The following is a 24,517-nucleotide window of genomic DNA, read 5'->3' on the forward strand; positions in this document are numbered from 1 at the left end:
AACCATACCTACGGCAAGGTGAAGCTGATGTAGTTTGAAGAGATTTTCGAAGAGTATTAATTGGTTAGAAGGATTCGTCTGTAAGATAAAGTTAGACGGAAAATGAGATAAAATCAAAAAGGATAGCCTCTCTGTGATGAGATGTTATCCTTTTTGATTTTAAAATTATTGCAAATTAACCTTGTTTCTCAAGATGTAGTAGGTTCCGAGGTAAAAGATAGCTATGAATATGAGTTCTTCAACAATGCCTACGCTTGCTCCCATGTAGAAATTATCATTAAATCCTGCAAGTGAATTGACATAGAAGTTAGTACTGGTATTGAAGAAAACTTCAATAAAGCCAATGACGATTTGGATACCAATGTAGGCTACAACAGCAAGTGCTGTACGATATTCATTGAACAGTTGTCCAATGGAAATAGCCAAGTAGATGCAGAGGATACTGGAAATGGTATTTAGTAGGAGGGATAACCCCACAAGAGAGAGTTGAGGAAGGTATGTTCCTACAAGTGGGAACCAGTCATAATGTGACATCCATTCTGGAACCGTTATAGTCACAATAAGAAAAGTACTTAGAGCCAGTACAGCCGAGCTAAGTATAGACCAGATGAAGGCTCCGACTAATTTAGCTGTGATGATATAGTGCTCAGAAACTGGCAAGGTCAAAGTCAGATAGCCTTGGCGGTCATAGACACTACCTTTGAAGCGTTTGATAATCAAGAAAAGAGTTGAAATCCCCAGTGTAATTATCAAGCCGCCAAAGACGAGAGCCAGAAAGATAAATAGGAAAGGTTGGCTATCTTTGAAAGATATATAAGAATAGTAGTGTCCTTGCATTCCCAGGGGAACGGAAAGGACTAGAACAGCAGCGTAGAGGGCTAAATACCACTTGTTAACATTTTTAAATTCGTAGCGAACTAAATTCCAAAACATAAATAATCTCCTTTGCTTAGGCCTTAAATTCTTGACGGAAGAGTTGGTCAATGGATTCACCCGACTCATAGCGAATGTCATCTACATTGCCTTGACGGACGACTTTTCCATCTTTGAGGAAGACAATTTCATCCAAGATTGGCTCGATATCAGAAATCAAGTGGGTAGAAATCAAAACAGTAGAAGTTGGGGAGTAGTTGTTGATAATGGTATTGAGGATATAATCACGGGCTGCTGGATCCACCCCACCAATGGGTTCGTCTAGAACGTAGAGACGAGCATCACGGCTCATAACCAAAATCAATTGGACTTTTTCCTTGTTTCCTTTTGATAGTTTCTTGAGACGACTATTTTCATCAATACCAAGGTCTGCAAGTAGATGATGGGCACGTTCAAGATTGAAATCTTTATAGAAGGTCTTGAAGTAGGTTAGGGCTTCTTTGACCTTCATTTGCTCATTGAGATAGGTGGTATCAGGTAAATAAGCTACGATGGCCTTGGTTGCTGGGCTTGGGTCCATGTCGTTGATAAGGACACGTCCTTGATCTGGTTGTAAGAGGCCATTGATTAGTTTAATCAGGGTTGTTTTTCCTGAGCCGTTTGGCCCAAGGAGACCAACAATTTTTCCAGCTGGGATGTCAAGAGAAACATTTTCAAGGGCTGGGGTTGCTCCATAAGATTTGGATACATTTTCAAATGCTAGTAATGACATAGGCTTAAACTCCTTTAATATAATCGCCGACTACGCCTGGTAGTTCTTCTTTTTCATAGCCAAAATGGGTCATGGAGGAAACGAAGTGTTCCAATTCTTCTTCCGATAATTGTTTGCGTGATTGGGCGATCAGCTCTTTATCTTCAGTCACAAATCGTCCAGTTGTGCGCTTGCTGTAGACAAATCCTTCTCGTTCGAGGTCTGACAAGGCTCTTTGGATGGTGTTTGGATTGACACCAGCCTCGCTAGCCAGCTCTCTCACGGTTGGAAGTTGTTGATTGGGTTCCAGTGTATGGGAAACAATCTGAAGCTTGATTTTCTCCATAATCTGTAAATAGATGGGTTTTTTGTTGTCAAATGTCCAGGACATCTTGGTCTCCTTTCTTTTACCTCTTTGTCTTAATTAAATAATACAACAAAACAAAAAACTTGTCAAGCAAAAAGAAGAATTGTTTTGGGAATCGTTTAAAAAATGGTATAATGAAAAGAAAACGATAAGGAGGGAAAGGATGCGTTGTCCAAAATGTGAGGCTACCAAGTCAAGTGTTATCGATAGTCGCCAAGCAGAAGAAGGGAACACCATTCGTAGAAGACGTGAGTGCGACGAATGCCAGCACCGTTTTACAACCTACGAACGGGTAGAAGAAAGAACCTTAGTGGTTGTTAAAAAAGATGGCACACGGGAACAATTCTCCAGAGATAAAATCTTTAATGGGATTATCCGCTCAGCCCAGAAACGTCCTGTGTCAAGTGATGAAATCAACATGGTAGTCAATCGTATCGAACAGAAACTCCGTGGTCGAAATGAAAATGAAATTCAAAGTGAGGACATTGGTTCACTCGTCATGGAGGAGTTGGCTGAATTGGATGAGATTACCTATGTACGTTTTGCCAGTGTCTATCGTAGTTTTAAGGATGTCAGTGAGTTAGAGAGTCTGCTCCAACAAATCACCCAGTCCTCTAAAAAGAAAAAGGAAAGATAAATGAAGCCAATTGACCGTTTTTCTTATCTAAAGAATAATCGGGTGTCGCAAGATACCTCATCTCTGGTACAGTGCTACCTCCCGATTATCGGTCAGGAGGCACTGAGCCTTTATCTTTATACGATTAGTTTTTGGGATAATGGCAGAAAGGAATATCTTTTTTCAAGCATTCTTAACCATCTCAACTTTGGAATGGATAGATTGATAAAATCCTTGAAAATCCTATCTGCTTTCAATCTCTTAACCCTCTATCAAAAGGGGGATGTTTATCAGCTAGCTATCCATGCACCTCTATCTAGTCAAGACTTCTTGGAGCATTCTGTTTATCGCAGACTTTTGGAGAAAAAGATTGGTGATGCCGCTGTGGAGGATTTGAAAGATGAAAGTGCTGAGGGTGAAGAAATACCTGTCTCACTCAATCAAGTCTTTCCAGACTTAGCAGAACTGGGAAGTCAAGAAGACCTTAGTCTCAAGAAGAAAGTGGCCAACGATTTTGACTTGGATCATTTTCGTCAGCTTATGGCTCGAGATGGGCTTCGCTTTGCGGATGAGCAGTCCGATGTCTTAAACCTCTTTGCCATTGCCGAGGAGAAGAAATGGACTTGGTTTGAAACTTATCAATTGGCTAAGTCAACAGCTGTTTCCCAAGTCATTTCAACCAAACGCATGCGGGAAAAAATCGCTCAAAAACCTGTTTCCTCTGACTTTAGTCCTAAGGAAACAACCATTATCAAAGAAGCTAAGAGTAAGACTGCCCTGCAGTTCTTGGCAGAAATCAAGCAAACACGCAAGGGAACTATCACCCAAACAGAAAGAGAACTCTTGCAACAGATGGCTGGTTTGGGCTTGCTGGACGAAGTCATCAATATTATTCTCTTATTGACCTTTAATAAGGTGGATTCGGCAAACATCAATGAGAAATATGCCATGAAGGTGGCTAATGATTATGCCTATCAAAAGATTCATTCGGCAGAAGAGGCAGTCTTGCGAATCCGTGAGCGTGGGCAGAAGAATCAGGCTCAAAAAAGCAGTACCCCTAGTCCTGCCAAGTCCAATGTACCCAAGTGGAGCAATCCAGATTATAAGAATGAAACCAGCGAGGAAACTCGTCTGGAACTAGAACGTAAGAAACAAGAACTATTAGCTCGATTAGAAAAAGGAGGAGATTAGATGGAAAGTGTCGGAGACGTACTCAAACGTCAACCTAGCCGTTTTCATTATCAAGATTTGGTCCAGAAAATCATGAAGGACCCTGATGTTGCGGCCTTTATCCAGCAAGAATCCCTGACCCCAGAGGAATTGAATCGCAGTATCTCCAAGTTTAATCAGTACATCACCGAGCGCGACAAGTTTCTTCGTGGTGATACGGATTATATTGCCAAAGGCTACAAGCCGATTTTGGTTATGAATCATGGCTATGCGGATGTTTCTTATGAAGAAACTCCTGAGCTAATCGCGGCTGAAAAAGAAGCGGCTATTAAGAACCGTCTCAAGCTAATCAATCTACCAGCCAGTCTCAAGAAAGCTAGTTTGGCTCAAGTTGACTTGGATGATTTGGGGCGCTTACCAGTTTTTGAAAAGCTACTAGCCTTCGTGGAGCAATATCCAGCTATTCGAAAAGGTCTTTACTTATATGGAGACTTTGGTGTGGGTAAAAGTTTCATGGTGGCGGCCTTAGCTCATGATTTATCAGAAAAACGTGGTGTTTCATCAACTCTCCTCCACTATCCTAGCTTTGTCATTGATGTCAAAAATGCTATCAGTGATGGCAATGTTAAGACCTTGGTGGATGAGATTAAGCTGTCTGAGGTCCTGATTTTAGATGATATTGGCGCCGAGCAATCAACCGTTTGGGTGCGTGACGAAATCCTGCAGGTCATTCTCCAATATAGGATGCAGGAAAATTTACCGACCTTTTTCACATCCAACTTCAACTTTGAAGATTTGGAGAAGCATTTTGCGAAAGTGAAACATGGAAATGACGAAACCTGGGAAGCCAGACGGGTCATGGAACGCATCCGTTATTTGGCTGAGGAGACTCGTTTAGAAGGAGTAAACCGTCGATGACAGAAACCATTAAATTGATGAAGGCTCATACTTCAGTGCGCAGGTTTAAAGAGCAAGAAATTCCCCAAGTAGACTTAAATGAGATTTTGACAGCAGCCCAGATGGCATCATCTTGGAAGAATTTCCAATCCTACTCTGTGATTGTGGTACGAAGTCAAGAAAAGAAAGATGCTCTGTATGAATTGGTACCTCAAGAAGCTATTCGCCAGTCTGCTGTTTTCCTTCTCTTTGTCGGAGACTTGAACCGAGCAGAAAAGGGAGCCCAGCTTCATACCGATTCATTCCAACCCCAAGGTGTAGAAGGTCTCTTGATTAGTTCAGTCGATGCGGCTCTTGCTGGTCAAAATGCCCTGCTGGCAGCTGAAAGCTTGGGCTATGGTGGTGTCATTATTGGCTTGGTGCGTTACAAATCAGAAGAAGTGGCAGAGCTCTTTAACCTGCCTGACTACACCTATCCTGTTTTTGGGATGGCACTGGGTGTGCCAAATCAAGAACATGAAGTTAAACCTCGCTTGCCATTGAATCAAGTGGTGTTTGAGGAAGAATATCAGGAACAAACAGTTGATGTGATTGAGGCTTATGACCGTGTACAGGCTGACTATGCTGGGGCGCGTGCGACCACAAGCTGGAGTCAGCGCCTAGCAGAACAGTTTGGTCAAGCTGAACCAAGCTCAACTAGAAAAAATCTTGAACAGAAGAAATTATTGTAGAAAGTGAGAAATTATGGCCCTACCAACTATTGCCATTGTAGGACGTCCCAATGTTGGGAAATCAACCCTATTTAATCGGATCGCTGGTGAGCGAATCTCCATTGTAGAGGATGTCGAAGGAGTGACACGTGACCGTATCTATGCAACGGGTGAGTGGCTCAATCGTTCCTTTAGCATGATTGATACAGGAGGAATCGATGATGTCGATGCTCCTTTCATGGAACAAATCAAGCACCAGGCAGAAATTGCCATGGAAGAAGCCGATGTTATCGTCTTTGTCGTGTCTGGTAAGGAAGGAATTACCGATGCGGACGAATACGTAGCCCGTAAGCTTTATAAGACCCACAAACCAGTTATCCTCGCAGTTAACAAGGTGGACAACCCTGAGATGCGAAATGATATCTATGATTTCTATGCCCTCGGTTTGGGTGAACCACTGCCTATCTCATCTGTCCATGGTATCGGTACAGGGGATGTACTAGATGCGATTGTGGAAAACCTTCCAAATGAATATGAAGAAGAAAATCCAGATGTCATTAAGTTTAGCCTGATTGGTCGTCCAAACGTTGGAAAATCAAGTTTGATCAATGCTATCTTGGGCGAAGACCGTGTTATTGCTAGTCCTGTTGCTGGAACAACTCGTGATGCCATTGATACCCACTTTACAGATACAGATGGTCAAGAGTTTACCATGATTGATACGGCTGGTATGCGTAAGTCTGGTAAGGTTTATGAAAATACCGAGAAATACTCTGTTATGCGTGCCATGCGTGCTATTGACCGTTCAGATGTGGTCTTGATGGTCATCAATGCGGAAGAAGGCATTCGTGAGTACGACAAGCGTATCGCAGGATTTGCCCATGAAGCTGGTAAAGGGATGATTATCGTGGTCAACAAGTGGGATACGCTTGAAAAAGATAACCACACTATGAAAAACTGGGAAGAAGATATCCGTGAGCAGTTCCAATACCTGCCTTACGCACCGATTATCTTTGTATCCGCTTTGACCAAGCAACGTCTCCACAAACTTCCTGAGATGATCAAGCAAATCAGCGAAAGTCAAAATACACGTATTCCATCAGCTGTCTTGAACGATGTCATCATGGATGCCATTGCCATCAACCCAACACCGACAGACAAAGGAAAACGTCTCAAGATTTTCTATGCGACCCAAGTGGCAACTAAACCACCAACCTTTGTCATCTTTGTCAACGAAGAAGAACTTATGCACTTTTCTTACCTGCGTTTCTTGGAAAATCAAATCCGCAATGCCTTTGTCTTTGAGGGGACTCCAATCCATCTCATCGCAAGAAAGCGTAAATAAAAAAGTAGAATCTGGAATGACATTTCCAGATTTTTTTGATATAATAAAATAATAGAAAACGCTATCAAAAAGGAGGTGTCGATGAAACATTTATTTAAATTGATAATCTTATTTCCCTGGTTTTACTTTTTCAGCTGGATTGAAAAGGATAATAGAGAAAGTAAATTTTTCCCAATTTTTTACTATTTTTACTGGTTTTACATTCCCCTCTATGCTCTTTTTAGCCTTGCTTGGACAGTTATTTCAGTTCTGTTTTTCAATATCGTCTTGAGAAATGTGACAGATATCAAGTTATGGGGCATTTGGTTTCTTTTTATTCTGCTAGCTATTGGTCTGAATAGGTTAACTTATTTCTGTTTCAAAAAAATGCTTCGCTTGAGACGGGAACTAGGGAAGTCTAAAGCGGGGAGGCATTGATTTATATCGGTTTTTATTTGTAGGAGGTGGCTTATGAAGATTCCTCTCTTAACTTTGGCAAGGCATAAATTTGTTTATGTCTTGCTTACTTTGCTTTTTCTTGCTTTGGTTTATCGTGATGTTTTGATGACTTATTTCTTTTTTGATATTCATGCGCCCGATCTAGCTAAATTCGATGGACAAGCAATTAAAAATGACTTATTAAAATCAGCATTAGATTTTCGTATTCTCCAGTTCAATCTAGTTTTTTATCAATCATTTATTATTCCAATCATCATTGTTTTGCTAGGTTTTCAATATATTGAGCTGAAAAATAAAGTTTTACGATTGAGTATTGGAAGAGAAGTGAGTTATCAAGGGTTAAAAAGAAAGTTGACTTTTCAACTTGCAAGTATCCCTTGTGTGATATATTTAGTGACTGTGCTGATAATTGCAATTTTAACTTATTTCTTTGGGACTTTTTCTCCTCTTGAATGGAATTCTCTATTTTCTAATGGGAGTAGTTTACAAAGGTTCTTGGATGGAGAGATAACAAGCTATTTGTTCTTTACTTGTGTCCTTCTAATCGGTATCTTCATCAATACGGTCTATTTTTTAAAAATAGTTGATTATTTAGGGAATGTGACTCGTTCGGCAATTGCCTATTTGATGTTTCTTTGGCTTGGTTCTATGTTACTCTATAGTGCCTTGCCTTACTATATGGTTCCTATGACGAGTTTGATGCAAGCTAGCTATGGGGATGTAAGTTTGATGAGACTCTTTACTCCTTATATCCTTTATATTGTCCCCTATATGGTACTTAAAAAATATGAAGATAATGTTTAAGAACTTTAACAATATTTGGCTAAAGAGAAAGATCGTTTTACTACTTCGTATAGTTCTGATGATGATTTTGATTAACTATCTATTGTCAATAGCGGTTCAAAAGCAGGATGTTTTTCTCTTTTTCAAGAGGGAATTGATTTCAATCTTTTCCTATAATGACTATTCTGAAGCGAATTTAGAAATCCCCAAACTCTTGTTAAACCTTTCGATTTTCATGGTTGGATGGCTCTCTGTCATTTTGCTTGAAAGTGATTTGGCAGACCATTACCATCACTTGATTCGCTATCAATCAAGCTCCTTTTTCGATTATACAAGGAAACGATTGGTTGTCATCTCTAAATTTTTTACTCAAGATTTAGTTGTCTGGTTTCTTGGTTTACTTCCGCTAGGAATTCATTTCAAAACAGTCGTACTTTTCTTTTTACTTGCTCAGTTAATGATGTTGTACTTGCTACTGTCTTATCTGATAGCACTGATTAGTGCGGGCGCTGGTTTTTCCTTTTTTCTCTATTTTTTAGCATTTGTGGGACAAGAATGGATGATGGATCATATTGTAATAGTATATTTAGGACTCCTAAGTTTATTGGTTATCTTGATTGTTAGTCGTTTGGAAGAGAAATTTAAGAAAGGATAAACGATGAGACTTGAAATTATAGATGGACAGAAAAATTACGCGAAAAGACCTATTTTAAATCAGTTGAATTTGGTGTTTCAATCAGGAAAAATTTATGGCCTTAAAGGTGATAATGGATCTGGCAAGACGGTTCTTTTAAAGGTACTTGCTGGTTATATTAAGCTTGACAAAGGAAAAGTTCTTCAAGATGGCAAAGTTTACGGGGTAAAAAATCATTATATTCAGGATGCAGGGATTTTAATTGAAAAGGTAGAGTTTCTATCTCATTTATCCCTGAGAGAAAATTTGGAACTGTTAAGGTATTTTTCATCTAAAGTTACGGAAAAAAGAATTGCCTATTGGATTCAATACTATGATTTACAGGAATTTGAAGACGTTGAGTACCGTCATTTATCCTTAGGAACGAAACAAAAAATGGCTTTGATTCAAGCCTTTATTGCCGAACCATCTATACTCTTTCTCGATGAACCTATGAATGCTTTGGATGAGAAGAGTGTGAGGTTAACCAAACAGGTCATTTTATCTTACCTTAAAAAAGAAAATGGTCTGCTTATCCTGACATCACACATATCGGAAGATATTTCAGACCTTTGTACAGATGTATTAGTTGTCGAAAATGGGCATATACAGTATTCAAAAGATATACAAGCTTAGGAGGTAGCTTATGGTACATCTAAAATCATTTATTACACGCTATTCCAAGGTTTATATTGGTTTAGTTCTGCTAATCTGGATTGCTTTCTTCTTTCTTCCTTGGGACAGTCCGATTCTGGGGGGAAAGATTGACCTCTTCAGCATACAGAAAGTCTTGCTAGTTTTTGGTATTCTGTCTATTTTGATGGCCTTGCTGTCCAAGAAAGTCAGTCTCTTTGTTTTTGGATTGATCTGCTGTCTTTCTCTTTGGATTAACTTATTTATCCTATTTGCTATTTTGCCGATTCTTGGCAATTAAAGTATCATAAAAGTCAGAGAGGTTAGCTTGAAAACTAGCCTCTTTTTCCTTTTCAAAATGGGGATTCTTCCTTGAAAATAATCAGTAATTGTGCTAAAATTAAAAGAACATTCTAAAATATTCGGAATTTAAAGTAAGGAAAAACATGGCTAATATTTTAAAAACAATTATCGAAAATGATAAAGGAGAAATCCGTCGTCTGGAAAAGATGGCTGACAAGGTTTTCAAATACGAAGACCAAATGGCTGCTTTGACTGATGACCAACTAAAAGCAAAAACAGTTGAATTTAAGGAACGTTATCAAAATGGAGAATCGCTGGATTCATTGCTTTATGAAGCATTTGCGGTTGTCCGTGAGGGTGCCAAACGTGTCCTAGGTCTCTTCCCATATAAGGTTCAGGTCATGGGGGGAATCGTTCTTCACCATGGTGACGTGCCAGAGATGCGTACAGGGGAAGGGAAAACCTTGACTGCGACTATGCCGGTATACCTCAATGCCCTTTCAGGCAAAGGGGTTCACGTAGTTACGGTTAACGAATACCTATCAGAACGTGACGCGACTGAGATGGGTGAATTGTACTCATGGCTTGGCTTGTCAGTAGGGATTAACTTGGCTGCCAAATCTCCAATGGAGAAAAAAGAAGCCTATGAGTGTGATATTACATACTCAACCAACTCAGAAATCGGATTTGACTACCTACGTGATAACATGGTCGTTCGTGCTGAAAACATGGTACAACGTCCGCTTAACTATGCCTTGGTCGATGAGGTTGACTCTATCTTGATTGACGAGGCCCGTACACCTTTGATCGTATCAGGTGCTAATGCAGTTGAAACCAGTCAGCTCTACCATATGGCAGACCACTATGTAAAATCGTTGGACAAAGACGACTACATCATCGATGTGCAGTCTAAGACTATTGGTTTGTCTGATTCAGGGATTGACAAGGCTGAAAGCTACTTCAAGCTTGAAAATCTCTATGACATCGAAAACGTGGCTTTGACTCACTTTATCGATAACGCCCTTCGTGCCAACTACATCATGCTTCTCGATATTGACTATGTGGTGAGCGAAGAGCAAGAAATCTTGATTGTCGACCAATTTACAGGTCGTACCATGGAAGGTCGTCGTTATTCTGATGGCTTGCACCAAGCTATTGAAGCCAAAGAAGGTGTGCCAATCCAGGATGAAACCAAGACATCTGCCTCAATCACGTATCAAAACCTTTTCCGTATGTACAAGAAATTGTCTGGTATGACGGGGACAGGTAAGACTGAGGAAGAAGAATTCCGTGAAATCTACAACATTCGTGTTATTCCAATCCCAACAAACCGTCCTGTTCAACGGATTGACCACTCAGACCTTCTTTATGCAAGTATCGAATCTAAGTTTAAAGCGGTTGTCGAAGACGTTAAGGCTCGTTACCAAAAGGGTCAGCCTGTCTTGGTTGGTACAGTATCGGTTGAAACTAGTGACTATATTTCTAAGAAATTGGTCGCAGCTGGTGTTCCTCACGAAGTCTTGAATGCCAAAAATCACTATAGAGAAGCCCAAATCATCATGAATGCTGGTCAACGTGGTGCCGTTACCATCGCAACCAACATGGCGGGTCGTGGTACTGACATCAAGCTTGGTGAAGGTGTTCGTGAACTTGGAGGACTTTGTGTGATTGGTACAGAACGTCATGAAAGTCGTCGTATCGATAACCAGCTTCGTGGACGTTCAGGTCGTCAAGGAGATCCAGGTGAGTCACAATTCTACCTCTCTCTTGAAGATGATTTGATGAAACGTTTTGGTTCTGAACGCTTGAAAGGCATATTTGAACGCTTGAATATGTCTGAAGAGGCCATTGAGTCTCGTATGTTGACGCGTCAGGTTGAGGCAGCTCAGAAACGTGTCGAAGGAAATAACTACGATACCCGTAAACAAGTCCTTCAATACGACGATGTCATGCGTGAACAACGTGAGATTATCTATGCTCAACGTTACGATGTCATCACTGCAGACCGTGACTTGGCACCTGAAATTCAGGCTATGCACAAACGCACGATTGAACGTGTCGTCGATGGTCATGCGCGTGCCAAACAAGATGAAAAACTTGAAGCAATTTTGAACTTTGCTAAGTACAACTTGCTTCCAGAAGATTCTATTACGATGGAAGATTTGTCAGGCTTGTCTGATAAGGCCATCAAGGAAGAGCTTTTCCAACGTGCCTTGAAGGTTTATGATAGTCAGGTTTCAAAACTACGCGATGAAGAAGCAGTTAAAGAATTCCAAAAAGTTTTGATTCTACGAGTGGTGGATAACAAGTGGACAGATCATATCGATGCCCTTGATCAATTGCGTAACGCGGTTGGACTTCGTGGTTATGCTCAGAACAACCCTGTTGTTGAGTATCAGGCAGAAGGTTTCCGTATGTTTAATGATATGATTGGTTCGATTGAGTTTGATGTGACACGCTTGATGATGAAAGCACAAATTCATGAACAAGAAAGACCACAGGCAGAACGCCATATCAGTACAACAGCGACTCGCAATATCGCTGCTCACCAAGCAAGTATGCCAGAAGATTTGGATTTGAGCCAGATTGGACGCAATCAACTTTGTCCATGTGGTTCTGGTAAGAAGTTTAAAAATTGTCACGGTAAAAGACAATAAAATGAGATAGTTTAGAGGCGGATATCTTGTGAAAAGTAAATTTTTACTTGGTATCCGTTTGCTTTATAAGGAGATGACTTATGGTATTTACAGCAAAAAGTCCTAAAATAAATATCGAAGAAGTTCGTGCCTTATCAAAATTAGAAGGCCAAGCTTTGGAGAGAAAATCACAGCGCGATCAAGAGCTAGAAGCCATCATGCGTGGAGAAGACCAGCGGATTCTCTTGGTAATCGGTCCGTGCTCATCTGACAACGAAGAAGCTGTCCTTGAATACGCTAAGCGTTTGGCAGTCCTACAAGAAGAAGTGGCAGATCGTATCTTTATGGTTATGCGTGTTTATACTGCCAAACCCCGTACCAACGGAGATGGCTATAAGGGCTTGATTCACCAGCCTAACGCGACAGAAGCGCCTAGTCTTATCAATGGAATCAAAGCCGTTCGCCATCTTCACTATCGTGTCATCACAGAAACAGGGATGACAACTGCTGATGAAATGCTTTATCCTGAAAACCTTCCGCTTGTAGATGATTTGATTTCTTACATGGCAGTTGGTGCCCGTTCAGTTGAAGACCAGCAACACCGCTTTGTGGCAAGTGGGGCAGGATTTTCTACTGGTTTTAAAAATCCAACCTCTGGAAATCTCAATGTCATGTTTAATGGGATTTATGCTGCTCAAAACAAACAAAGTTTCCTTTTCTTAGGAAAAGAAGTAGAAACAACTGGGAACCCGCTTTCACACGCTATTCTTCGTGGTGCTCTTAATGAGTATGGTAACAATATTCCCAACTACTATTATGACAATTTAATTGAGACCATTGCCCAGTATGAGAAAATGGGCTTGGAAAATCCTTTTATCATCATTGATACCAATCATGACAATTCTGGTAAGCAGTATATTGAACAGATCCGAATTGTCCGCCAGACCTTGATTAACCGTGCTTGGAATGAAAAAATTAAGCAGTTCGTTCGTGGTTTTATGATTGAGTCTTATCTGGAAGATGGTCGACAAAATGAGCCAGAAGTATTTGGTAAGTCTATCACAGACCCTTGCTTGGGTTGGGATAACACAGAAGCTCTTGTCAGAGAAATTTACAAAACGTTAGGAGAATAAGATGGCATTTATTGAAAAAGGTCAAGAAATCGATATGGAAGTCATTAAGGCTGAAACCCAATTGTCTGCGGAAGCCTTGAGACTCAAGGAAAGCCGTGACAGGGAATTGGCAGACATTATTTCAGGGGAAGATGACCGTCTCCTTTTGGTAATTGGTCCTTGCTCTTCTGATAATGAAGAAGCTGTCTTGGAATATGCCCGCCGCTTGTCAGCCTTGCAAAAGAAGGTAGCGGACAAGATTTTCATGGTTATGCGCGTTTATACTGCTAAGCCTCGTACCAACGGAGACGGCTATAAAGGGTTGGTTCACCAGCCAGACACTTCTAAGGCTCCAAGCCTGATTAACGGTTTGCAGGCTGTGCGCCAGTTGCACTACCGAGTGATTACAGAGACTGGTTTGACGACGGCAGATGAGATGCTTTATCCGTCAAATCTAATCTTGGTGGATGACTTGGTCAGCTACCATGCTGTTGGAGCTCGTTCTGTGGAAGACCAAGAGCACCGCTTTGTGGCTTCTGGGATTGATGCACCAGTAGGGATGAAAAATCCAACCTCAGGAAATTTGGGTGTTATGTTTAACGCCATCTATGCTGCTCAAAATAAGCAAACCTTCCTTTATCATGGGCAGGAAGTTGAGACTTCAGGTAATCCTTTGTCCCATGTCATCCTCCGTGGAGCAGTTAACGAGTATGGCAATTATATGCCGAATTACTACTATGAAAACCTACTCCAAGCCATTGAACGCTATGAAACCATGGGACTTGAAAATCCCTTTATCCTCATTGATACCAACCATGATAACTCAGGCAAGCAGTATATGGAGCAGATTCGAATTGTTCGCCAGACCTTGCAAAATCGTGATTGGAATGAGAAAATTAAAAAGACAGTTCGAGGATTTATGATTGAATCTTACCTAGCAGATGGTCGTCAAAACCAACCAGAGGTCTTTGGCTGCTCTATTACAGATCCTTGCCTAGGTTGGGAAAATACAGAGGCCTTGGTAGAAGAAATCTATGCTACCTTGGCAGAATAAGTGAAAAGGATGGAGTTGGGGAATCTCAACTCCTTTTGATGAGAATGATAGTTGGACACGGAATTGACATCGAAGAATTGGCTTCGATAGAAAGAGCGGCTGCACGACATGAAGGCTTTGCCAAGCGCGTGCTGACAGCCAAGGAAATGGAACGGTTTAACAGTCTTAAAGGGCGCAGGCAAATCGAATATTTGGCTGGTCGCTGGTCGGCTAAAGAAGCCTTTTCCAAGGCCATGGGAACGGGAATTGGCAAGCTCGGTTTTCAGGATTTAGAAGTCTTAAACAATGAACGCGGGGCGCCTTATTTTAGTCAGTCACCATTTTCAGGAAAAATTTGGCTATCTATCAGCCATACCGATCAGTTTGTGACAGCCAGTGTCATTTTGGAGGAAAATCATGAAAGCTAGTCCGCATAGACCAACCAAGGCTCTGATTCATCTGGGAGCTATTCGACACAATATTCAGCAAATGGGGGCTCATATCCCTGAGGGGACACTCAAGTGGGCAGTGGTCAAAGCCAATGCCTATGGGCATGGGGCAGTAGCTGTTGCCAATGCGATTCAAGATGATGTCGATGGCTTTTGCGTTTCCAATATTGATGAAGCTATTGAACTCAGACAAGCTGGACTCAGCAAGAAAATCCTTATTTTAGGAGTTTCTGAGCTAGAAGCTGTTACTCTAGCTAAAGAATATGACATCACCTTGACAGTGGCTGGATTGGAGTGGATTCAAGCACTGTTAGATAAGGAAGCAGATTTAACTGGCTTGACTGTCCACCTCAAGATTGACTCAGGCATGGGACGGATTGGTTTTAGAGAGGCTAGTGAGGCTGATCAGGCTCAAGACTTGATCAGACAACACGGTGTTCGTGTTGAAGGAATCTTTACCCACTTTGCGACTGCTGATGAGGAATCAGATGACTATTTTAATGCCCAGTTAGAACGGTTTAAAACCATTCTATCAAGTATGAAAGGTCTTCCAGAGCTGGTTCATGCCAGTAATTCTGCAACGACTCTTTGGCATGTAGAGACTATTTTCAATGCGGTTCGTATGGGAGATGCTATGTATGGTCTCAATCCTAGCGGAGAGGTCTTGGATTTACCCTATGACTTGATTCCAGCCTTGACCTTGGAATCTGCCTTGGTTCACGTCAAGACAGTTCCAGCTGGAGCTTGCATGGGCTACGGAGCGACATATCAAGCGGATAGTGAGCAAGTCATCGCGACGGTGCCAATCGGCTATGCGGATGGTTGGACACGAGATATGGAAAATTTCTCTGTCTTGGTAGATGGTCAAGCTTGCCCAATTGTTGGACGAGTTTCGATGGACCAAATCACCATTCGTCTGCCTAAGCCTTACCCACTCGGAACCAAGGTAACCTTGATTGGTTCTAACGGGGGCAAGGAAATCACAGCTACTCAGGTAGCGGCCTACCGTGGAACCATTAACTACGAGGTAGTTTGTCTCCTTAGCGACCGCATTCCGAGAGAATATTATTAGAAAAGAAAGGAGTGGAGCATGAATCTACATCAACCCTTGCATGTCTTACCTGGTGTGGGACCAAAGTCAGCAGAAAAATACGCCAAACTAGGAATTGAAAATTTGCAAGATCTCTTGCTCTACTTTCCTTTCCGTTATGAAGATTTTAAGACTAAGCAGGTGCTAGATCTGGAAGACGGTGAAAAGGCAGTTCTTTCTGGTCAAGTCGTGACTCCTGCCAGTGTCCAGTATTATGGTTTTAAGCGCAATCGCCTGCGTTTTAGCCTCAAACAGGGAGAAGTCGTTTTTGCGGTGAACTTCTTTAACCAGCCTTATCTAGCTGATAAGATAGAGTTGGGAGCAACTCTTGCTGTCTTTGGAAAATGGGACCGTGCCAAGGCTAGTCTGACTGGGATGAAGGTCCTGGCTCAGGTGGAAGATGATCTCCAACCTGTCTATCGCTTGGCTCAGGGAATCAGTCAGGCCAGTCTGGTCAAAGTTATCAAGACAGCCTTTGATCAGGGACTGGACCTCTTGATTGAGGAAAATCTTCCCCAGTCTTTGCTGGACAAATACAAACTCATGTCCCGTTGTCAGGCTGTTCGTGCCATGCATTTCCCCAAGGATTTGGCAGAATACAAGCAGGCTCTTCGCCGTATCAAATTTGAGGAACTCTTTTATTTTCAAATGCAATTGCAGACGCTCAAGTCTGAAAATAGAGTTCAGGGAAGTGGTCTGGTTCTGAATTGGTCTCAGGAAAAAGTGACAGTAGTTAAAGAAAATCTACCTTTTTCCTTGACCCCAGCTCAAGAAAAGAGTTTACAGGAAATTTTGACAGACATGAAGTCGGATCACCACATGAATCGTCTCTTGCAAGGGGATGTGGGGAGCGGAAAAACGGTGGTCGCTGGCTTGGCTATGTTTGCGGCAGTGACAGCTGGCTACCAATCAGCCCTCATGGTACCAACAGAAATTCTCGCAGAGCAACACTTTGAGAGTCTACAGAGTCTCTTTCCAGACCTAAAACTGGCTCTCTTGACAGGTTCCTTAAAAGCTGCAGAAAAGAGAGAAGTCTTGGAGACCATTGCCAAGGGTGAGGCTGATTTGATTATCGGAACCCACGCTCTGATTCAGGATGGAGTGGATTATGCTCGCCTTGGCTTGATTATCATCGATGAACAGCACCGTTTTGGTGTGGGGCAAAGGCGTATTTTACGGGAAAAAGGCGACAATCCAGATGTCCTCATGATGACGGCGACTCCCATTCCACGGACGCTGGCCATCACAGCCTTCGGAGATATGGATGTTTCCATTATCGACCAGATGCCAGCAGGTCGGAAGCCTATTGTGACACGCTGGATCAAGCATGAGCACTTACCTCAGGTCTTGACTTGGTTAGAGGGGGAAATTCAAAAAGGTTCTCAAGCCTATGTCATCTCTCCCTTGATTGAAGAATCAGAAGCTCTAGATCTGAAAAATGCCATTGCCTTATCAGAGGAGTTGACGGCTCATTTTGCAGGTAAGGCAGAAGTGGCTCTTCTACATGGTAAGATGAAGAGTGACGAAAAAGACCAGATCATGCAGGATTTCAAGGAGAGAAAAACAGATATTCTAGTTTCAACAACGGTTATCGAGGTTGGGGTCAATGTTCCAAATGCGACTGTCATGATTATCATGGATGCCGATCGCTTCGGGCTTAGTCAGCTTCACCAGCTCAGAGGTCGTGTGGGTCGGGGGGACAAGCAGTCCTATGCTGTTCTTGTTGCCAATCCCAAGACGGATTCTGGGAAAGACCGCATGCGCATCATGACAGAAACCACCAATGGTTTTGTCCTTGCGGAGGAAGATTTGAAAATGCGTGGTTCTGGTGAGATTTTTGGAACCAGACAGTCAGGGCTTCCAGAGTTCCAAGTGGCTGATATTATCGAGGATTTTCCGATTTTAGAAGAAGCTAGAAAAGTTGCTAGTTACATTAGTTCTATTGAAGGCTGGCAAGAGGATCCAGAGTGGCGCATGATTGCCTTTCATCTGGAAAAGAAAGAACATCTGGATTAAGCTTTCTCTAAGGAAAACTTAAGCTAGCTTTCAGGTTTGGCCCTTATACTAGAGTCATCAAAAAGAAACGAGGACTCTCATATGACAGTAACGATTAAAGTAAATTACCCAAGCACTTTTCAAAAGAAAGAAGCAAAAAACTAGTATAAACAGAAGAGAGAGCGAAATGCTCTTTTTTCGTTTCTAAAACTACTTTTAGCCCATCATCCTAAAAGTAAAGAATCTAAATTCACTTTCTATTTACCCTTCTTTCTTGCATTGATTACATAGATATGCTACAGTTGTGGTAACGATTACAAAATAAAAGGAGCATGCTATGAAAAATCCAGCTTTGCTAGAAGAAATTAAGACCTATAGAGGAAGGGATGAGGTTCCGGAAGACTTTGATGCTTTCTGGGATGGGGAAGTGAAAAATGTTTCCACACCTCCATCCTACCACTTGGAGGAAAGAGATTTCCACATTCCTCAAGTCAAGTGCTATGAGTTAACATTTGAAGGAAGCAAGGAAGGAAAGGTTTATGCACGCATTGTTCTTCCAAAGAGTGAGGAGAAGGTTCCACTAATCTTCCATTTTCATGGTTATATGGGACGTGGCTGGGATTGGGCCGACATGCTGGGCTTCACCGTAGCTGGTTACGGTGTTGTTTCCATGGATGTTCGAGGCCAGTCGGGCTATTCACAAGACGGTTTGCGTTCTCCTCTAGGAAATACGGTTAAGGGACATATTATCCGTGGTGCTGTGGAGGGTCGGGATCACCTCTTTTATAAGGATGTTTATCTGGATATTTACCAGTTGGTTGAAATTATTGCTAATCTGCCTGAGGTAGATGAGAAGCGTCTTTCTAGCTATGGTGCCTCTCAAGGTGGTGCTCTAGCTTTGGTTGCAGCAGCGCTCAATCCTCGAATTCAGAAAACAGTTTCCATCTATCCCTTCTTGTCAGACTTCAGACGGGTGATTGAGATTGGCAATACTAGTGAGGCCTATGATGAACTTTTCCGTTATTTCAAGTTCCACGATCCTTTTCATGAAACAGAGGAGGAAATCATGGCGACCCTTGCCTATATCGATGTCAAAAATCTTGCCCATCGTATCCAAGGTGAGGTTAAGATGATTACGGGCTTGGACGACGATGTTTGCTATCCCATTACCCAGTTTGCGATTTACAATCGTTTGATCTGCGATAAGGCTTATCGCATCATGCCTGAGTATGCCCACGAAGCCATGAATGTTTTTGTCAATGACCAGGTTTATAACTGGCTCTGTGGGAGTGAGATTCCTTTCAAATATCTAAAATAAGGAGTCGACTCTAGGCACAAAATCTTAAAAATCACAAACACGCATAGTATCAGGGGATTAAGAAGACTTGATACTATGCGTTTTATCATGGAAATATTTATAGAATTTTTTGTTGCTAGCTTTGTCAAATTGCTTAAAATAATTTTTTTCAGAAAGCAAAAGCCGATACCTATCGAGTAGGGTAGTTCTTGCTATCGTCAGGCTTGTCTGTAGGTGTTAATACTTTCCAAAAATCTCTTCAAACCACGTCAGCTTCGCCTTGCCGTAGGTATGGTTACTGACTTCGTCAGTTTCATCTACAACCTCAAAACAGTGTTTTGAGCTGACTTCGTCAGTTTCATCTACAACCTCAAAACGGTGTTTTGAGCTGACTTCGTCAGTTTCATCTACAACCTCAAAACGGTGTTTTGAGCTGACTTCGTCAGTTTCATCTACAACCTCAAAACAGTGTTTTGAGCATCATGCGGCTAGCTTCTTAGTTTGCTCTTTGATTTTCATTGAGTGTAAAAAACAGATGAGTCTCTGTTTTCTTTTTATGGACTATAAATGTTCATCTGAAACTACTTTCAAGGATATTATTATACAAAAGAGTTTCTTGAAACTAAAATCTATTATACTACACTGTATTGAAAGCGTTTTAGAAATGAGGTATAATAAATTTGCTAACACTTATAAAAAGTGATAGAATCTTATCTTTATGTATATTTAAAGATAGATTGCTGTAAAAATAGTAGCAGCTATGCGAAATGACAGATAGAGAGAAGGGATTGAAGCTTAGAAAAGGGGAATAATATGATATTTAAGGTATTCAAGACAAAAAAGCAGAGAAAAAGACAAATTGAACTACTTTTGACAGTTTTTTTCGACAGTTTTCTGATTGATTTATTTCTTCACTTATTTGGGATTGTCCCCTTTAAGCTGGATAAGATTCTGATTGTGAGCTTGATTATATTTCCCATTATTTCTACAAGTATTTATGCTTATGAAAAGCTATTTGAAAAAGTGTTCGATAAGGATTGAGCAGGAAGTATGGTGTAAATAGCATAAGCTGATGTCCAATAATTTGCTTATAAAGAGATATTTTAGTTTAATTGCAGCGGTGTCCTGGTAGATAAACTAGATTGGTAGGAGTCTGATCGGAGAAAGGAGAGGGGAAATTTGGCACCAATTTGAGATAGTTTGTTTAGTTCATTTTTGTCATTTAAATGAACTGTAGTAAAAGAAAGTTAAGAAAAGACAAACTAAGTGCATTTTCTGGAGTAAATGTCTTATTTCAGAAATCGGGATATAGATATAGAGAGGAACAGTATGAATCGGAATGTTCAAGAACGTAAGTGTCGTTATAGCATTAGGAAACTATCGGTAGGAGCGGTTTCTATGATTGTGGGAGCAGTGGTGTTTGGAACGTCTCCTGTTTTAGCTCAAGAAGGGGCGAGTGAGCAACCTCTGGCAAATGAAACTCAACTTTCGGGGGGGGGGGGGGGAGCTCAACCCTAACTGATACAGAAAAGAGCCAGCCTTCTGAGGAAGGAGAAAATATAACTCTTCCTGCAGAGCATGTAGAGTCTGTTTCAGAGACTGAACTTTCTGGCAATGAGCAAGAACAAGAAAGGGAAGATAAGCAAGAAGAAAAAATTCCAAGAGATTACTATGCACGAGATTTGGAAAATGTCGAAACAGTGATAGAAAAAGATGACTTAGAGACGAATGATTCAAATGGAAAAAGAGTAGACTTGTCTGATGAATTAGAGAAAGTAAAGGGACTCCAAAATGCAACTGTTCATGTGGAGTTCAAACCGGCTGCTGATGGTCCTAGTTTTTACAATCTCTTTTCTGCTTCCAGTACAACTAAAGTAAATGAGTACTTTACAATGGCAATCAATAATGGGACAGCTTTGATAGAGGGACGTGGAGCTGATGGTAGCCAATTTTATGGAAGTTATACAGATGCGCCTTTGAAGATTAGACCAGGCAAGTATAATTCGGTTACTTTTACTGTTGAAAGACCAAGAAAGGATAGTCCAAATGGTCAGGTTCGTCTTTATGTGAATGGTGTATTATCTCGTACGAATAAAAAGTCAGGGAAATTCCTGGCAGACATGCCAGATGTGGATAAACTTCAGTTAGGTGCAACTAATAGAGCAGGAGAACTGAAGTGGGGCTCAAATCTCTCTATTCGTAATCTGACTGTATACAATCGTGCTCTAACTCCAGAGGAAGTCAAAAAACGTAGCCAGTTATTTGATGTGACAGATATTGAGCCGTCACTTCCTGAAGGGGCAGTCTTGACAGAGAAGCAAGAGTTGTTTATGAGCGGTGTCAATGGTAAGCCAAATAGTGAAGGAATTAAGAGTTATCGGATTCCAGCTTTGCTACGTACGGATAAAGGAACATTACTGGCAGGGGCAGATCAGCGTCGTCTCCACCATTCTGATTGGGGAGATATTGCTATGGTCGTTAGGAGAAGTGAGGATGGGGGAACTACTTGGCAGCCAACCTTAACCTTGACCAACTTGCGAGACAATCCAGAAGCAAAAGATCCGCAGGCACCATCTCCACTTAATATCGATATGGTCTTGGTTCAAGATCCTACCACAAAGAGAATTTTTTCAATCTACGATATGTTTCCAGAAGGTCGAGCTGTCTTTGGAATGCCAAACAAACCTCAAAAAGCTTATCAACAAGTTGGAGATAAGCACTATCAATTACTATATAAACAAGGGGAAAATCAAGCATATACTGTCCGAGAAAACGGAGAAGTATATGATGCAAATAATCAAAAAACAGATTATCGCGTTGTAGTGGATCCAAAAGAAGAAGCCTACAGAGATAAGGGTGACCTCTATAAAGGAGAAGAGCTTCTTGGGAATATCTACTTTGCTCCATCTGCTAAAAATCCATTTCGTGTAGCCTATACGAGCTATTTGTGGCTTTCTTATAGTGATGATGATGGGAAAACATGGTCGCAACCAAGAGATATTACACCATCAATTCGCCAAGATTGGATGAAATTTTTAGGAACAGGTCCAGGTACAGGAATTGTGCTTAGAACAGGAGAGCACAAGGGTCGTATCTTAGTTCCTACTTATACCACCAATGCTATCTCCCATCTAAGCGGATCCCAGTCTTCTCGTTTGATTTATTCAGATGACCATGGAGAAACATGGCAGGCTGGAGCTGCTGTCAATGATGATAGGACAGTAGGCGGAAGGAAAATTCATTCCTCAACTATGAATAATAGTCCTGCCCAAAATACAGAGTCAGTTGCTGTACAGTTAAATAATGGTGATGTGAAACTCTTTATGAGAGGATTAACGGGTGATTTACAGGTTGCCACAAGTAAAGATGGTGGGCAAACTTGGGACAAGGAAATCAAGAGATACAATCAGGTTAAAGATGTTTATGTCCAAATGGCTGCTATTCACACCATGCACGAAGGAAAAGAATACATCATTTTAACCAATTCAGGAGGACCTAAACGGACGAATGGAATGGCTCATTTGGCTCGTGTAGAGGACAACGGAGACTTGACTTGGTTACATCATAGACCAATTCAAAAAGGAGAGTTTGCCTATAATTCGCTCCAAGAATTAGGAAATGGGGAGTATGGTATCTTGTATGAACACACTGAAAAAGGACAAAATGACTATACCCTATCATTTAGAAAATTTAATTGGGACTTTTTAACAAAAGATCCGGTATATCCAACGAGTGTAACTATCAGGGACGTTCGTAAATTGGAAACAGAAGAAGAGGATGCAGAACAAGGTATCTTAGCTATGCAATTTGATTCTGAGGTACTAGTGAATTCTATTCCGACTTTGACTTTAGCGAATGGACACAAGGCTACCTTCTTGACCCAAGCAGATCAAAAAACTCTACTTTTCACCTTTAATAAAGAAGATGCAGGTCAAGAAATTACAGGTCTACTGGCCGGTAGAATTGACAGTATGCATGATTTACCAGTTATACTAGCTGGCAGTAGAATTCCTGAAGATGCGAAAGAAAATCCTGTCGAGACCATGAATACAGTAAGAGAAAATGTATCTGAGGAGATGACAGAAAGGAAGTCAGAGAAGGATAAATTATCTTTGGGGTCTTCAGATAGAATGGTAGCAAACTCTCCTCTTACTTCTTTTGCTCCTCGTTACCTCCAATCTTATGTAGGAGATGTTATTAAAACTGAGACTAAAGTTCCAATAACGACTGGTTGGAAGCAAGAAAATGGTGCGTGGTATTTTTATACATCTGCTGGTGAAGTGGTGAAAGGCTGGCATCAGGAAGCGGATAAATGGTACTACTTGAGTTCTACTGGTGCGATGGCAACTGGTTGGGTCAGAGATGGTAATCAATGGTATTATTTGAGTGAGAGTGGAGCAATGTCTACTGGCTGGGTTGAATCCAGTGGTGTGTGGTACTATCTCAATGCTAACGGCTCAATGGCAACTGGTTGGGTCAGAGATGGTAACCAATGGTATTATTTGAGTGAGAGCGGAGCAATGTCTACTGGCTGGGTTGAATCCAGTGGTGTGTGGTACTATCTCAATGCTAACGGTTCAATGGCAACTGGTTGGATAAAAGATGGAGACCATTGGTACTATCAGGAATCATCTGGTGCAATGAAGGTAAATCAATGGTTCCAAGTTGGAGACAAATGGTACTATGTCAATGAAAGCGGAAGATTAGCGGTTAATACTATAGTAGATGGTTATAAAGTTAACTCCAATGGGGAGTGGGTCAACTACTAGAACCTTGGATGTTGATGAATAACTGAGACATGTTTTGTCCGTCATAGAGATTAAAAGTTTATTTAGATAGTTTTCGTAGAAATTTCTACTTTAAGAAAAAGTCAATTTAGATGGGCTCTTATTGCCGGGTAAATGCCTTGCTAGTCGTAAATAAACTGTATATTTCCGACTTACTTAGGACTGGATACCACTAGTCGCAACTTAACAGTTCGCTTTAAGTGTTAAAATGCATATAGCTAGTTATTGGTTATATGCGTTTTTGTTCTTGATTATTTTATTTCTGTCTTGGAATATAGGTAAAATTATAGTAAAATAAAATTCTGTAAATCATGTTGGTAGATATACAGGAAGAAGAGTGTATTGTTGACAATACAGCACATAGAATCCAACATGTCCTTATACTCAAAAAATCAAAGAGCAAATTAGGAAGCTAGCCGTAGCCTGCTCAAAACACCGTTTTGAGGTTGCAGATAGAACTGACGAAGTCAGCTCAAAACACCGTTTTGAGGTTGTAGATGAAACTGACGAAGTCAGCTCAAAACACCGTTTTGAGGTTGCGGATAGAACTGACGAAGTC

21 protein-coding genes and 2 pseudogenes are annotated in these 24,517 nt (G+C 41.2%); 20 read left to right on the forward strand and 3 right to left on the reverse strand.

Translation table 11 applies throughout. From position 1 onward, the window contains the following. Positions 1 to 165: 165 nt before the first annotated feature. Genes HT729_RS00525 through HT729_RS00535 form a run of 3 tightly spaced genes read right to left on the reverse strand, consistent with a single transcriptional unit; the run spans position 166 to position 2,015 of the window. Positions 166 to 933 carry a hypothetical protein gene (locus tag HT729_RS00525; RefSeq protein WP_165778262.1) on the reverse strand — a complete coding sequence of 256 codons (768 nt, stop codon included), beginning with the start codon at positions 931 to 933 and terminating at the stop codon, positions 166 to 168. 16 nt (positions 934 to 949) lie between these two features. Further along, positions 950 to 1,645: an ABC transporter ATP-binding protein gene (locus HT729_RS00530; RefSeq protein ID WP_004256110.1), complete on the reverse strand. Its 696-nt coding sequence runs from the start codon at positions 1,643 to 1,645 to the stop codon at positions 950 to 952. A 4-nt stretch (positions 1,646 to 1,649) separates the two neighbouring features. Next, positions 1,650 to 2,015: a GntR family transcriptional regulator gene (locus tag HT729_RS00535; RefSeq protein ID WP_000119149.1), complete on the reverse strand. Its 366-nt coding sequence runs from the start codon at positions 2,013 to 2,015 to the stop codon at positions 1,650 to 1,652. A gap of 139 nt (positions 2,016 to 2,154) precedes the next feature. Between HT729_RS00535 and nrdR the strand changes: the two genes are divergently transcribed. From nrdR to HT729_RS12535, 20 genes and pseudogenes are all read left to right on the forward strand, one after another. Beyond that, a complete protein-coding gene (gene nrdR, locus HT729_RS00540; protein WP_172931554.1) occupies positions 2,155 to 2,628 on the forward strand; it encodes a transcriptional regulator NrdR in 474 nt (157 codons plus the stop codon). Then, the gene (locus HT729_RS00545; protein ID WP_172931555.1) at positions 2,629 to 3,798 is read left to right on the forward strand and encodes a replication initiation and membrane attachment family protein; all 1,170 of its coding nucleotides are present in this window, start codon (positions 2,629 to 2,631) and stop codon (positions 3,796 to 3,798) included. It abuts the gene before it with no gap. Beyond that, complete coding sequence (gene dnaI / locus HT729_RS00550; protein WP_023935675.1) at positions 3,799 to 4,695, forward strand: primosomal protein DnaI; 897 nt, start codon at positions 3,799 to 3,801, stop codon at positions 4,693 to 4,695. Then, positions 4,692 to 5,405, forward strand: coding sequence for an NADPH-dependent oxidoreductase (locus HT729_RS00555; protein WP_023935676.1), 714 nt, complete (start codon positions 4,692 to 4,694; stop codon positions 5,403 to 5,405). Before dnaI ends, HT729_RS00555 begins: the two co-directional genes overlap by 4 nt. A 13-nt stretch (positions 5,406 to 5,418) precedes the next feature. Continuing rightward, entirely contained in the window at positions 5,419 to 6,729 is a 1,311-nt protein-coding gene (gene der / locus HT729_RS00560; protein WP_172925960.1) for a ribosome biogenesis GTPase Der, read from the forward strand. Positions 6,730 to 6,810: 81 nt separating this feature from the next. Beyond that, positions 6,811 to 7,146, forward strand: a complete 336-nt coding sequence (locus HT729_RS00565; protein WP_172925961.1) for a hypothetical protein — start codon at positions 6,811 to 6,813, stop codon at positions 7,144 to 7,146. 33 nt (positions 7,147 to 7,179) lie between these two features. Then, positions 7,180 to 7,971: a hypothetical protein gene (locus tag HT729_RS00570; protein ID WP_172925962.1), complete on the forward strand. Its 792-nt coding sequence runs from the start codon at positions 7,180 to 7,182 to the stop codon at positions 7,969 to 7,971. Further along, on the forward strand, positions 7,964 to 8,605 hold the full coding sequence (locus tag HT729_RS00575; protein ID WP_172925968.1) for a hypothetical protein: 642 nt from the start codon (positions 7,964 to 7,966) through the stop codon (positions 8,603 to 8,605). Before HT729_RS00570 ends, HT729_RS00575 begins: the two co-directional genes overlap by 8 nt. Positions 8,606 to 8,608: 3 nt before the next feature. Then, a complete protein-coding gene (locus HT729_RS00580; RefSeq protein WP_172925963.1) occupies positions 8,609 to 9,259 on the forward strand; it encodes an ABC transporter ATP-binding protein in 651 nt (216 codons plus the stop codon). Between the two features lie 10 nt (positions 9,260 to 9,269). Next, positions 9,270 to 9,557: a hypothetical protein gene (locus HT729_RS00585; RefSeq protein ID WP_172925964.1), complete on the forward strand. Its 288-nt coding sequence runs from the start codon at positions 9,270 to 9,272 to the stop codon at positions 9,555 to 9,557. Between the two features lie 145 nt (positions 9,558 to 9,702). After that, positions 9,703 to 12,216: a preprotein translocase subunit SecA gene (gene secA / locus HT729_RS00590; protein ID WP_172925965.1), complete on the forward strand. Its 2,514-nt coding sequence runs from the start codon at positions 9,703 to 9,705 to the stop codon at positions 12,214 to 12,216. 80 nt (positions 12,217 to 12,296) lie between these two features. Further along, positions 12,297 to 13,328, forward strand: coding sequence for a 3-deoxy-7-phosphoheptulonate synthase (locus HT729_RS00595; protein WP_000232197.1), 1,032 nt, complete (start codon positions 12,297 to 12,299; stop codon positions 13,326 to 13,328). A 1-nt stretch (position 13,329) separates the two neighbouring features. After that, positions 13,330 to 14,361: a 3-deoxy-7-phosphoheptulonate synthase gene (locus HT729_RS00600; RefSeq protein WP_000864063.1), complete on the forward strand. Its 1,032-nt coding sequence runs from the start codon at positions 13,330 to 13,332 to the stop codon at positions 14,359 to 14,361. Between the two features lie 44 nt (positions 14,362 to 14,405). After that, a complete protein-coding gene (gene acpS, locus HT729_RS00605) occupies positions 14,406 to 14,768 on the forward strand; it encodes a holo-ACP synthase (RefSeq protein ID WP_000634996.1) in 363 nt (120 codons plus the stop codon). Next, positions 14,758 to 15,861: an alanine racemase gene (gene alr / locus HT729_RS00610; RefSeq protein ID WP_172925966.1), complete on the forward strand. Its 1,104-nt coding sequence runs from the start codon at positions 14,758 to 14,760 to the stop codon at positions 15,859 to 15,861. The genes acpS and alr overlap by 11 nt, the downstream gene beginning before the upstream one ends. An 18-nt stretch (positions 15,862 to 15,879) precedes the next feature. Continuing rightward, positions 15,880 to 17,895: an ATP-dependent DNA helicase RecG gene (gene recG / locus HT729_RS00615; protein ID WP_055387377.1), complete on the forward strand. Its 2,016-nt coding sequence runs from the start codon at positions 15,880 to 15,882 to the stop codon at positions 17,893 to 17,895. Positions 17,896 to 18,211: 316 nt separating this feature from the next. After that, entirely contained in the window at positions 18,212 to 19,192 is a 981-nt protein-coding gene (locus HT729_RS00620; RefSeq protein ID WP_023938360.1) for an acetylxylan esterase, read from the forward strand. Positions 19,193 to 19,984: 792 nt separating this feature from the next. Continuing rightward, a complete protein-coding gene (locus HT729_RS00625; RefSeq protein ID WP_054388273.1) occupies positions 19,985 to 20,212 on the forward strand; it encodes a hypothetical protein in 228 nt (75 codons plus the stop codon). A 288-nt stretch (positions 20,213 to 20,500) separates the two neighbouring features. Beyond that, positions 20,501 to 23,184: pseudogene (locus HT729_RS00635) on the forward strand (sialidase domain-containing protein); the annotation flags it as partial. 213 nt (positions 23,185 to 23,397) lie between these two features. Continuing rightward, positions 23,398 to 23,940, forward strand: a pseudogene (locus tag HT729_RS12535) (sialidase); the annotation flags it as partial. Positions 23,941 to 24,517: the final 577 nt, after the last annotated feature.

Source organism: Streptococcus sp. 79, assembly GCF_013277425.1.
Classification (GTDB): Bacteria; Bacillota; Bacilli; order Lactobacillales; family Streptococcaceae; genus Streptococcus; species Streptococcus pseudopneumoniae.